This is a genomic window from Desulfotruncus arcticus DSM 17038, from assembly GCF_900113335.1.
GTDB classification, from domain to species: domain Bacteria; phylum Bacillota; class Desulfotomaculia; order Desulfotomaculales; family Desulfallaceae; genus Desulfotruncus; species Desulfotruncus arcticus.
In genome coordinates, this window is the sequence record NZ_FOOX01000013.1 from 132,381 (window position 1) to 145,098 (window position 12,718).

At 46.5% G+C, this 12,718-nt stretch carries 11 protein-coding genes; 9 read left to right on the forward strand and 2 right to left on the reverse strand.

Annotated features, from left to right (window positions below):
- Positions 1–37 precede the first annotated feature (37 nt).
- The 9 genes from spoIIE (at position 38) to BM056_RS17115 (ending at position 10,925) form a co-directional block, all read left to right on the forward strand.
- Entirely contained in the window at positions 38–2,518 is a 2,481-nt protein-coding gene (gene spoIIE / locus BM056_RS17075) for a stage II sporulation protein E (RefSeq protein WP_092472635.1), read from the forward strand.
- A gap of 203 nt (positions 2,519–2,721) precedes the next feature.
- Positions 2,722–4,125 carry a tRNA lysidine(34) synthetase TilS gene (gene tilS / locus BM056_RS17080; protein WP_165613577.1) on the forward strand — a complete coding sequence of 468 codons (1,404 nt, stop codon included), beginning with the start codon at positions 2,722–2,724 and terminating at the stop codon, positions 4,123–4,125.
- Positions 4,126–4,200: 75 nt separating this feature from the next.
- The gene (gene ftsH / locus BM056_RS17085) at positions 4,201–6,027 is read left to right on the forward strand and encodes an ATP-dependent zinc metalloprotease FtsH (RefSeq protein WP_092472639.1); all 1,827 of its coding nucleotides are present in this window, start codon (positions 4,201–4,203) and stop codon (positions 6,025–6,027) included.
- Between the two features lie 12 nt (positions 6,028–6,039).
- Positions 6,040–6,489, forward strand: a complete 450-nt coding sequence (ndk, locus tag BM056_RS17090) for a nucleoside-diphosphate kinase (RefSeq protein WP_092472641.1) — start codon at positions 6,040–6,042, stop codon at positions 6,487–6,489.
- Positions 6,490–6,612: 123 nt separating this feature from the next.
- Positions 6,613–7,011: a thioesterase family protein gene (locus BM056_RS17095; protein ID WP_092472643.1), complete on the forward strand. Its 399-nt coding sequence runs from the start codon at positions 6,613–6,615 to the stop codon at positions 7,009–7,011.
- A 204-nt stretch (positions 7,012–7,215) separates the two neighbouring features.
- Entirely contained in the window at positions 7,216–8,976 is a 1,761-nt protein-coding gene (locus BM056_RS17100; RefSeq protein WP_092472645.1) for a formate--tetrahydrofolate ligase, read from the forward strand.
- Positions 8,977–9,133: 157 nt separating this feature from the next.
- Positions 9,134–9,607, forward strand: a complete 474-nt coding sequence (locus BM056_RS17105; protein WP_092472647.1) for a DUF134 domain-containing protein — start codon at positions 9,134–9,136, stop codon at positions 9,605–9,607.
- A gap of 231 nt (positions 9,608–9,838) precedes the next feature.
- Entirely contained in the window at positions 9,839–10,309 is a 471-nt protein-coding gene (locus BM056_RS17110; RefSeq protein ID WP_238456512.1) for a gamma carbonic anhydrase family protein, read from the forward strand.
- 211 nt (positions 10,310–10,520) lie between these two features.
- Entirely contained in the window at positions 10,521–10,925 is a 405-nt protein-coding gene (locus tag BM056_RS17115) for a CBS domain-containing protein (RefSeq protein ID WP_092472648.1), read from the forward strand.
- A 75-nt stretch (positions 10,926–11,000) separates the two neighbouring features.
- Here the strand turns inward: BM056_RS17115 and BM056_RS17120 are convergent, their stop codons facing one another.
- A complete protein-coding gene (locus BM056_RS17120; protein ID WP_165613578.1) occupies positions 11,001–11,660 on the reverse strand; it encodes a flavin reductase family protein in 660 nt (219 codons plus the stop codon).
- A 71-nt stretch (positions 11,661–11,731) separates the two neighbouring features.
- Entirely contained in the window at positions 11,732–12,565 is an 834-nt protein-coding gene (locus BM056_RS17125; protein WP_092472652.1) for a helix-turn-helix domain-containing protein, read from the reverse strand.
- Between the last annotated feature and the right edge of the window lie 153 nt (positions 12,566–12,718).

A 12,718-nucleotide genomic window follows, 5' to 3' on the forward strand; every position in this document is an offset into this window, starting at 1 on the left:
CAAATAGGTCATTACAATTCCACTCACCTGTAATATAATGGAAATGATATTGCGGGCCAAAGGGGTGGATTTTTTGTTCGAAAGAGTCGAAGTTAACATGTTCCAGCGCCATCAGAAAAGCAAAGAACAAACCACTTTTAATGATAGCCGGTGTGAAAAGGGCAGCCGTATTAAATTGTTGGGAATTCCTGAAGTTAAAGCGCTGGCTCTTCAGGCAGTTATACTGGCAGCGGCTTTTTTGCTTGGCAGAGCGGTTTTGTTAGGTGAGATCTTTCCGTTTGGCGCCGCTTTTGTGGCGGCTTCTTCTGCTTATAGGCGCAAAATTGTATTGGCGGCGCTGATAGGTTCAACCTTGGGGTTGGCAACAGCATCCTACGGTTGGGATCTATTGGTTCATTTCATGTCGCTGCTGGTCGCCGGTGTAGGTGTCCTGGCTTTGCCTGCAAAAGCTCCCAGATATCGAATAATGCTGGGCGGCATAGTCTTTGCAGCGGTTGTTGTGATCGGAACCGGTTATGAGGCTTTTACCAATCCAACTACTTATGAGTATGTCAGGGTTTTGTTCGAAGCAATTTTTGCTGCGTTTTTTGCCGCTGTCTATTATACTGCGCTGGCGGGGCTTAACCGGATTGTCCGGGGGAACCAGGTGTCCGTTGATGAATTATTATGTTTAGCAACCCTGTTGATATCAGCGGTTGCCGGGGCGGGGCAGGTGCAGTGGGACGGTATTAGCCTGGGCGGTATTATGGCTGGAATCGTGGTCATGACTGCGGCTTTTCTGGGCGGTTCCGGATTTGGAGCTGCTGCCGGAGCAATTATGGGCGTGTTGCCCGGACTGATTTTCGATGTGTCGCCCGCCGCGCTGGGGGCCTTTGCCTTTGCTGGTTTTCTGGGAGGGCTTGGCGGCGCAATGGGTAAGATTGGGGTGGCAGGAGGTTTTTTATTGGGCAACATCCTGCTTACGGTCTACTTAAACAGCGGTCAGGATATCGCAGGTGTTATTTCAGAGTGCTCGGCGGCAGCCGTAATATTTTTATTGGCGCCAAGTTCATTATTAAACAAAATTAAAAAATTCTTCCCCATGCTCAACCCGTGGCTGGAAGGGCCGAAGCCCGTTGAGGACTGTGTGCTGCCGGACATTAAGGATCGGGTCAGTAATTGGGGATCTGTATTTAAAGAAGTATCCAGTGTTTATGAGCAAGTCAGCGGTGCTTTAGAGCCGGAGCAGGATGTCCGGGGATGGGACCCGTTAATTAACGAAATTAAAAACATGGTTTGCCTAAATTGTGTTTTAAGCCGGGTCTGCTGGGAAAGAGAACAAATGCTTACTTACCAAAAGATGCAGGCGTTTTTAGATCTTGTGGAGCAAAAAGGTGCGGTTGGCCAAGAAGAACTGGAAGAAAATATGCGGGCCCGCTGTTCACGTGCGGGAGAATTGGTTGTTGCCGCCAACTGCTTGTACAGAATGCAGAAAATGAACCGGTTCTGGGAAAGTCGCTTACGGGAAAGCAGAAAATTAGTAGCGGAACAGCTGAGAGGCATGCAGGGGGTGATAGACAATCTTGCCAGAAGTATGGACGTTGAAGACCATAGTTGCGCTCGTCGAGGTGAGCAAATGAAACAGGAGTTAAAGCAGGCCGGTCTGAACGTCGCCTCGTTATCCATGTTCCCGGGGGTCAGAGATTTAGAAATTGAAATTACCCTGGCGGCCTGCGGCGGAGGCAAAAGATGTATTTATGACGTTGCCCCCGTTTTAAGCAGTATGACAGGCCTGCATTTAACACCGGCAATAAAAGACTGTACACGTTTTAAAAGAGATGATTTTTGCACGATTAGATTTTACCCGGATTTAAAACTCAGATTGGGGCTGGGTGTTGCTGCCTCACCAAGGAAAGGCAATACTGTTTCCGGTGATGCTTATGAGTTCATTCAGTTGGGAGACGGTCAATTGGCCATTATGATGAGTGACGGGATGGGATCCGGCCCGGGTGCGGCGGCAGAAAGCAGAGCTACTTTGGCCTTGCTGCAGCAGCTGTTAAAAGCTGGTTTTAGCCATGACCTGGCAGTTAAAATCCTCAATTCCGTAATGATGTGCCGTTTGCCCGAAGACAATTTTACCACCGTTGATTTATTTTTAGTGGATCTTTACGGAAAAAGCGCTGAGTTGATTAAAATAGGCGCGTCCCCCAGTTTTTTTGTCCACCGCGGCCAGGTTGAGGTGATCAGGGCGAATTCCCTTCCTGTGGGGGTTGTTGATGAAATAAATACTTTTTCTGCGGAAATGGATATTACTGCGGGTGATATGCTGGTTATGGTGACGGATGGGGTTTTAGATGTACACCCGGGGGAAAATGAGAAAGAGGACTGGATAAGTGCCGTGCTGGGGGAAATCATTGAACTTCCCCCCCAGGAAGTGGCCGAATTAATCCTAAGGCTGGCGCTTAGCGGCGCCGGAGAAGGGAGCCGGGCGGCGGACGACATGACTGTAATTGTGGTGAGGGCAGAGAAGGTTAAATAGGCTCCCATGCCGCCAGCGCGGAGGGAACCACCGGAGGCCAGATACAAGTAAAGTGAAAAATTTTAGGCTCGCTTTGGCGGGCCTTTGCATATTTTATAATTGTGAAATTTTTAGTAACGGAAGGAAATTTTTTCTCCGGTGTTGAAGATTAAGTCAATAATATCTGTGGGTATAAAGGTGATAAAATGCCTCTAATCCAGTTGGTGGCTGAAAAAATAAAAGAACATGCCATGGTCACCGCGGGAGAAACAATTGTCGTAGGAGTTTCAGGCGGGGCAGATTCTGTTTCATTACTGCATATCCTATACATGCTAAAGGATGAGCTAAAAATAAAATTGGTAGTGGCACATTTGAATCACCGGTTCAGAGGTGCAGAAGCGGATGCCGATGCCAAGTTTGTTTCGGAACTGGCGGAACGCTGGCACCTGGAAGCTTATGTCGAATCCCGTGATGTTCCGGCTTATAAAAATACCAGGGGGGTGTCCGCCCAAGTTGCCGCCCGTGAAGTGAGATATAATTTTTTAAGTGAGGTAGCTACCAAAACAGGAGCTGCCAGGGTAGCGCTGGGACATCATGCTGATGACCAAACCGAAACAATACTGCTGCATTTTATCCGGGGTACGGGGACGAGAGGACTCAGGGGAATGCTCCCTGTCAGGGACAACTTTTTTATCAGGCCTTTACTTACGATTAGGAGAAAGGAGATCGAGTCATATTGTAAACAGCACGGCTTGGCCTACAGGCACGATGCCAGCAATGATAAGTCAAAGTATCTTCGCAACAGACTCAGGTTGGAGCTGGTTCCTTTACTGGAGAGCCAATATAACCCCAACTTAATTCAAGCCATCAATCGCCTGGGGGAAATTATCAGGGAAGAAGATGAATACTTGGACCAGCAAGCCGGTAAAGCTTACCGGCAGGCCAAGTTGGCATCCGGCGGCGGCACCGTTAGGTTAGATAGGGATCGGTTGCTCGCAATCCCTCTTGCTTTGAGGAATAGGGTAATACGAATGGCCTGGTTTGAAATTTGTGGTGACAGTGATGATTTGGAATATAAGCATATTAATAAGGTTTTGGAAATAATAAAAGGTGGAGGGGGTTATCGTCAAATTGCACTTCCCAGGGGTGTGACGTGCGTAAAAAACTATAATCTGGTAGAATTCACTATAAACCACGCTAAGGAGGCTATCCCTTTTTATCAGTATCTGATTAATATCCCGGGCATAACGCCTATACCGGAAGTTGGGATGTCTGTTGGGGCTCAGCTTCTGGCCAGGGAAGATGTGCCGGAGCTGTCGGGCGCCGAGCCCTGGGAGGCCTTCCTGGATTACGATAGCCTGTCTATGCCTCTGGTAGTAAGGAGGAGGCTGAATGGTGACAGGTTTATGCCGCTGGGACTTGATGGAACAATTAAACTGAAAAAATTTTTCATTGATAACAAAATACCTGTAAATATTAGAAATTATATACCACTTGTTGTATCCGGGGCGGATATCGTTTGGGTTGCCGGGCAGCGTCCGGGTGATAAATGGAAAGTTACCGATGAAACAATTACTGTTTTACGGTTATATATAAATGATTACGGAAAAAATTCTTGTATAAGCTAAAAAACGGGCTTTTTTAATTGAAACAATTATGTTTTTTTGATAAAATTGCCTGGTATTCGAGAGGAGTGGCCATGTTTGAACAAGGTCATGAAGAACCTTAGCATTTATTTACTGATTGTCCTGGTTACCATTGCCCTGATCAAGTATACCTCCCACCCTAGTACTGAAATTGAAGAATGGCGTTATGACGAGTTTTACGCAGCGTTGAATCAGGGCAAGATCAAACTGGTGACGCTGCAGCCCGAGGATGGGACCATACTTATTACGGGCCAGAGGGTGGATGGAACACAGTTCAAGGCCAGGACCATAACTCCGGGCGTTGAGGAATTAGGCAACATTTTGCTTGAAAAACAGGTAAGCTATAATGTTGTTCCTTTGCCTCAGCCGGGGTGGTGGACCGGTCTTTTAACCACGCTGCTGCCAATTTTGATTTTTGTGCTGTTATTTTTCTTCCTGATGCAGCAAACCCAGGGTGGGGGCAACAGGGTGATGTCTTTCGGTAAGAGCAGGGCCAGGCTGCATACCGACGACAAGAAAAAAGTTACTTTTGCCGATGTGGCAGGCGCTGATGAAGTTAAGGAAGAACTGGAGGAAATTGTTGAATTCCTTAAAAACCCCAAAAAGTTCAATGAACTTGGTGCTCGCATCCCCAAGGGCGTTCTGCTTTTTGGCTCACCCGGAACCGGCAAGACTTTGCTGGCCCGGGCCGTGGCGGGGGAAGCCGGGGTTCCGTTTTTCAGTATCAGCGGCTCTGATTTTGTGGAAATGTTTGTCGGCGTGGGCGCCTCACGGGTGCGTGATCTTTTTGAACAGGCCAAGAAAAACGCCCCCTGTATTGTATTTATCGACGAAATTGACGCCGTCGGACGTCAGCGCGGGGCCGGTTTGGGCGGTGGCCATGATGAGCGCGAGCAGACACTGAACCAGCTGCTGGTGGAAATGGATGGCTTTGAGGCCAACGAAGGCATTATCATCGTAGCTGCCACCAACCGTCCGGACATCCTGGATCCTGCACTGCTCAGGCCGGGACGCTTTGACCGCGAAGTGGTGGTTGATATACCTGATGTTAACGGGCGCAAGGAAATCTTAAAAGTTCACGCCCGGGGCAAACCTCTGGCAGAGGCTGTGGATATAGATGTTTTGGCCCGGCGCACCCCCGGATTCACCGGAGCCGACCTGGCCAACCTAATGAACGAAGCTGCGCTGCTGGCGGCACGCCGCAATAAAAAAGAAGTGGGACAAAGTGAGCTTGAGGATTCCATAGAGCGCGTTATTGCGGGTCCCGAGAAGAAATCCCGGGTCATTAGCGAGCAGGAGAAAAAACTGGTTTCTTATCACGAGGCCGGCCATGCCGTGGTAGGATACCTGCTCCCGCATACCGATCCCGTGCACAAGGTTTCAATTATCCCCAGGGGCAGGGCGGGGGGCTATACCTTGTTGCTGCCCAAGGAAGACCGCTACTATATGACCAGATCCCAGCTGCTGGATCAGGTTACCATGCTGCTGGGCGGTCGTGTGGCTGAGGCCCTGGTTTTAAAGGAAATCAGCACCGGAGCACAAAACGATTTGGAACGCTCTACCGAGCTGGTGCGAAAAATGATTATGGAATACGGCATGAGCGATGAATTAGGTCCTCTGACATTAGGCCGCAAGCAGGAAACAGTATTTTTGGGACGTGATATTTCCCGTGACCGCAACTACGGGGAAGAAGTTGCCGCGGCAATTGACAGGGAAGTAAGGCACATGATCGAAAGAAATTATAACCGGGCTAAAGACTTGTTGAATAAACATATGGAAGTACTGCACTTAATTGCCCGCAATTTGATGGACAAAGAAACGCTGGAATCGGAAGAATTTGGCGCATTAATGCGGGAAGCCGGCGTTGAAGCCAACAAGGCATAAGGAGGATATCAAGTGGAACGCACTTATGTAATGGTAAAGCCTGACGGTGTACAAAGAAATTTGGTGGGGGAAATAATCTCCCGTTTTGAAAAAAAAGGATTAAAGATTGCCGCGCTGAAAATGCTGCAGATCACAAGGGAATTGGCCGAGCGCCATTATGGAGAACATAAAGGTAAACCATTTTTTGAGCCTCTGGTGGAATATATAACCTCCGGGCCGGTAGTGGCCATGGTATTGGAAGGTAAGGACGCGGTAAGTACGGCCCGGGACATGATGGGGGCCACTAACCCGCTCAAAGCGGCGCCGGGTACGATACGGGGAACTTTCGGCATGGATATCGGCAGAAATGTAATTCACGGATCTGATGCAGTCGAAAGCGCCGGCAGGGAGATAAATATATTTTTTGCTCCCGAAGAAATAATTGAATATAAAAGAGCTACAGATAGCTGGATTTATGAGTAACAAAAGCGGCAGGGCCGCTTTTTGTTTTTTGCACGGTTAAATAATGTTCATTGGTTTGCAGGAAATGTTCACTGCATGTAGAATAAATTCCATTTAAAAGAAATAGTGAGATGAGGGATAGCTATGTCCTTAATCGCTAAAATTGAAATCGGGTTACGCGGTTCAGCCAGGGAAGAGGTTAGTGAAAAAAACACAGCTATTGCCTACGGCAGTGGCAGTATTAATGTGTTTGCCACTCCGGCCATGATTGGTTTAATGGAAAACGCTGCGCTCAGTTCTGTCGACCCTTTGTTGCCCGAGGGACACTCAACGGTTGGCATTAAAGTGGATGTGGAGCATGTGGCCGCCACTCCGGTTGGTGGCTTCGTTGAAGCCCGGTCCGAACTTTTGGAGATTGACGGGCGCCGGTTAATTTTTAAAGTAGAAGCTTTTGACGGCAAGGATTTAGTTGGCAGTGGCCGGCACGAGCGGTTTATAGTAACCACTGAAAGGTTTTTGTCGAAGGTTAAGGAAAGATTATGAATATATGAAGGGAATACTTTGCACCGGTAGAAATATACTATAGTTACTTATAGCGGTATCATGCATGAAATTAGGTATTATTTTATGGCAGATTATTTTGCTTCTGTGCAAATAAAACCAAAAAATAGCCATAAGGGGGGTTAAGTAGGGGGGAAATAGTAAGAATTATTAAAGAACTATCAATGAGAGGAGAGGAAATAATTAATGGCATACGATGCAACTAAACTTAAGGATTTTGAAATAGCTGAGCAGGCGGAGAAAAATATGCCCCTGCCCTATGAATGGGCTGAAAAACTTAATTTACAAAAAGACGAAATTATTCCCATGGGCAGGATTTGCAAGCTTGACTTCATGAAAATTGCCGATCGTCTGAAAGACAAGCCAGATGGTAAATTTATCGAGGTAACCGCTATTACCCCAACCCCGCTGGGCGAAGGTAAAACCACTACTTCCATGGGCTTAACCGAAGGCCTTGGCATGAGAGGCGTAAATGTAGGTGCTGCGATTCGCCAGCCCTCCGGCGGCCCCACTATGAACATTAAAGGCACTGCTGCCGGCGGCGGCAATTCGCTGGCCATCCCCATGACTGAATTTTCACTGGGCCTCACCGGCGATCTGAACGACATTATGAATGCGCACAATCTGGGCATGGTGGCGCTCACCGCCAGGATGCAGCACGAAAGAAACTATGATGATGCTGAACTGGCCAAGCGTAACTTAAAGCGCCTGGATGTCGATCCCACCAATGTACAGTTTGGCTGGATCATTGACTTTTGCGCCCAGGCACTGCGTAACATTGTTATCGGTATCGGCGGCAAAATGGACGGCTATATGATGCAGTCTAGATTCGGTATTGCCGTTAGCTCCGAAATTATGGCCATTCTTGCCGTTGCCACTGACTTGAAAGACCTGCGTGAGCGCATTGGCAGAATTATTGTTGCTTACGATAAGAAGGGCAATCCTGTAACCACCGAGGACCTGGAAGTGGCCGGCGCCATGACCGCTTTCATGCGTAATGCCATTAACCCGACTCTGATGAGCACTGCTGAATACCAGCCTGTGCTGGTACATGCCGGTCCGTTTGCCAACATTGCCATCGGCCAGTCCTCCATTATCGCCGACCGTATTGCTCTGAAGATGTTCGATTACCACATCACTGAGAGCGGATTCGCAGCAGACATCGGATTCGAAAAATTCTGGAACGTTAAGTGCCGTTTCAGCGGTCATATTCCCAACGTTTCCGTGCTTACAGCCACCATCAGGGCCCTCAAGATGCACGGTGGCGGCCCCAAAGTTGTCGCCGGCCGTCCTCTGCCCGAAGAGTATATCAAGGAGAACGTCGGGCTGGTTGAAAAGGGTTGCGAAAACCTGGTGCACCATATCAATACCATCCGGAAAGCCGGCATCAACCCGGTTGTCTGCATTAACGCTTTCCATACCGACACCAAGGACGAAATTGCCGTTGTCCGCAGGGCTGCTGAAGCAGCCGGCGCCCGTTGTGCTCTGTCCGAGCACTGGGCCAAGGGTGGCGAAGGTGCGCTGGAACTGGCCGACGCCGTTATCGATGCATGTAACGATGAAGTTAACTTCAAGTTCCTCTATCCGTTGGAATTGCCTCTGCGCCAGCGTGTTGAAATGATCGCCAAAGAAGTTTACGGCGCTGACGGCGTAAGCTGGTCAGCTGAAGCCGAAGCCAAGGCTAAAATGTTTGAAGAGAATCCCGCCTATAAAGATTTTGCCACAATGATGGTTAAGACTCACCTGAGCCTGACCCATGACCCCACTCTCAAAGGTGTGCCCAAAGGCTGGACTCTGCCCATCCGTGACGTCTTGATCTATGCCGGAGCCAAGTTCCTTTGCCCGATGGCTGGCACCATCAGCCTGATGCCCGGTACCAGCTCCGACCCGGCTTACCGGAGAATCGATGTAGATACCGAAACCGGAAAAGTTCTGGGCCTGTTCTAAAAAATAATTCAAAATTAAGGGGACTTCCTAAAAAAAGGAGGTCCCTTTTTAATTTATAAATAATATTTTTAAATATGAGCAGGAGAAAAAATGGTGATAATAGAATTATATAATTTTATACTTTTTAATTTTTTCTGATAGATTGGAGTGCTTAATAATGTCTCGACCGCCAAAATGTCGTAGAGTTGAATTTATGCCCGAATTAACTTTTTTTAAACCTGCCGGAGTTCCGTTGGCCGAGCTGGAAGAAGTCCAGTTGACAGTAGAAGAGCTTGAGGCAATAAGGCTAAAAGACCTGCTGGGACTGGAACAGGAAGGCTGCGCCGAAAAAATGGGGGTGTCCCGCCCCACTTATCACCGTATTTTATCTTCAGCCCGTTCAAAGGTGGCCGAGGCTTTGGTAAACGGTAAAGCCATTCGGGTAGAGGGCGGGAATTTTGAGGTTGTTGTTCGCAATTTCAAGTGCTTTAAATGCAATAAACAATTTCAAATGCCCTGTGGCACGGGAGTCAGGGGGGCGGAAATGACCTGCCCGGATTGTCAGAGTGATGAAGTTTTCAGGGTAAATTCAGACGGTGAACCATTTGGCTGCCGCTGGCAGAAAAGACAAAATAAAAAGGTAAATGAGTAAAAGATATTGGGAGGGGACCTATCCCCTCTTTTTATTTTGCTTATTGAAGCTGTGTCCCTGTTTTGGGTTTTTATATGTCAAACCAAGCCCTCATTGACAGAATTTTTAAAATAAAATATATTATAAATAACAAACCGGTCAGCCGGTATTGATAGAATATCTATCAGGAGGTAGGCTAGATGCTAATTGAATTAAACGGAAAAAAACCAAAGGTTTCTGAAAAAGCATTTGTTGCGCCAAACCTTAATTGGTGATGTTACAGTGGAAGATGAGGCCAGCATTTGGTTCGGAGCCCAACTAAGGGCTGACTTCGGCAAAATCGTAGTTGGGCCGGGCAGCAGCATTCAGGACAATGTAGTAGTGCATATGCTGCCTGGCGGGCAAACCGTCATTGAGGAAGGAGTAACTGTGGCCCACGGCGCGGTGCTGCATAATTGTACCTTAAAAAAAGGCTGCATCATCGGTATGAACGCGGTTATTCTGGATAACGCAGTGGTAGGAGAACAGGCGATGATCGCTGCGGGCAGCGTGGTAACTGACGGCACACAGATTCCCGACCGGTATCTTGCAGCCGGGACCCCCGCTAAACCAAAAAAAGAGCTTTCCGGTAATTCCCTCTGGTGGGTGGAACAGAGTGCCAATGCCTATGTGGCCCTGGCCGAAAACTATCTAAAGCAGGGGATTGGAAAAGTGGAAAAGTAGATAGGGGAACAATTTTGAGTGTTTCTTCGTCTTAATAATTAATTATTTTTTTTCTGGAAGGTCAAAAGGTCAAAAAGTGTGCGTAAAATAATAATTAATTTATTATTTTACTAGCAGCAGGATTATTTTTATCGGAGTATTAACTTCTTGCTCGCCGGGTTCCTTGCCTTGCAAGAGGTCCTTTTGACTTTTTTGAAGGAGGCGAAGATTGATGACAACCGTTGCTTTCTTTGTTATTCCAAAGCAGGATGTAGTTTTCTTAGACAAGAATGCCACCATGCGTCAGGCATTGGAGAAAATGGAGTATCACCGCTATACGGCGATTCCTATAATTGATGAGCTAGGTAAATATGCGGGAACTATAACAGAAGGAGACCTGCTCTGGAAAATTAAAAATAATCCCGGCTTAACTTTTGACAATACTGCTAAGGTCTCTTTAAAGCAAGTACCCCAGCGGATGAAAAACCTGCCTGTCAGTATCAATGCCACCATGGAGGAATTGATTGGCCGGGCGATTGAACAAAATTTCATACCGGTTGTAGATGATGATGATGTATTTATCGGTATTGTTAGAAGAAGGGAGATTATTGAATATTGTTCCAAGCTAATTCCATAAACGGTGTCAAGAGGACGAGGTTGTGGGCAGCATGGTGTTGTCAACAACCCCGTTCCCGCAATACGTTTCTTGTTACTAGCACTCTACGCAATTCTTCATGTCCAATGCAGCCAACCCATAGTTTCCCAGACTAACCCCGGTTACCGGGTTAAGCACCTCCGACAGGATGCACCCAAACTCTCTTTTTATGTGGGATTCTTTGATGTCATCATACAGAACGGCTTCATCAATAGCCGCATTGACTATACTTCCTTGGATAATGGCATTGATTTTTTCTTCACTCTCCACATCTTGAACCCAATCCAGCTTACATTCAAGACTGGCAAAACACTCTTTAACCCTGGGCACCTGAACAATTTTGGAATTCTCATGAGTTAAGCCGGATGCAAGAAGTTCATCAGCTTTATCTTCAAAATGAGTAGTGGTTTTCATGAACTTCTCATGCAGACTCAAAGAAGGATAGCTAATAACAAATTCCTTATTCTTTTTAACCAACCTATAAGTATCGGAATTATTCAAAACCTGGAATAAAAACTTTGGCTCTTTCCCGGAGCCAATCAACATTCCCCAAGCATTGAGCTGGGCATTGGCATGTCCGTTTTCCTTAAGTGTAGTTACAATAAAAACTGCAGAAGGTACGTTGATAACAAAATTGTACCAGGAAAAAACGGAAAACTGGCCTTCCCAGGCCTCTTTAACATTCCTCGGCGGCATTATGGGTAATTCAATTTTCATCTCCATCCCTCCTCGTATTACCCGGAATTATATTACATATCACATAAAACGTATTGTAAAAATCGGACATACTACAAAATTTCCATATAATCCGAAGGCAGTTTTCCGCTAAAGGTCTTAAACTCGCCAATAAAGTGTGATTGGTCGTAATACCCGCATTGTGCGGCTAGTCTCGCTGTATTCATCATTTTTTCCCTCCGGAGCATCTCAAGCATGATCTGGAATCTTACAACTCTTGCGAATGTTTTGGGCGACTGCCCAACCCACTGTTTAAAAAGCCTTGCCAGGTGCCTCTCACTAACAATCTCTCTTCTTGCAAGTTCTTTAACACTGATTGCGCTACCAGAGGCTATAATACGATCAAGCGTATTCATTACCACATTATTTTGTTCAAAATTTGAATAGATTCTGAAAAAGAATGAATCCAGCCATTTTAGTTTGCAATTAAGATCGAGGCTTGAGATAAATATTTCTGCAAGATCACGTTCGGACCTTTTTAACACTTCACCCAACACTGTCCATGAATCCGCAAATTCATACATAGGTAACCTAAAAAGAGGATAAGCACCAGCCGGATAAAAACGCACTCCGTATGTTTGTATGCCCTTTTTAAAAGAAGATACGGTAATAGGCTTTTCCGCAATACCAACAACAATGTTTGAATACTCAAATGTAACATTATCTATATCAAAGATAATATCCATACATCCGTCCGGCACGACAATTTCTTTACTGCCCACAGATGTTGGGATATAGCCAGACTCAACAGGCAAGACCCAATAGCAATGGATGAATTTTCGCAGTGGCCTGCACGGCTTGAACTCCATATAAAGCTTTCGGTCATATGTAAAACTTGCAAGGCTCTGCTTCGAAATGAAACCATCAAAAATATTATTTGGGGACATTGAGTTCCATCATCCTTATTTATCTTTCAATATCCGCGTTGGCCAGAATCATCTTTAATACTCCAAAACTGAAAAAAGTTTTTTAAGCTCTCCTGCTTGGTGTCAACGGGACGTGGTGAAAAGGCAAAGAATGTAGACTTACTGGAATTATTT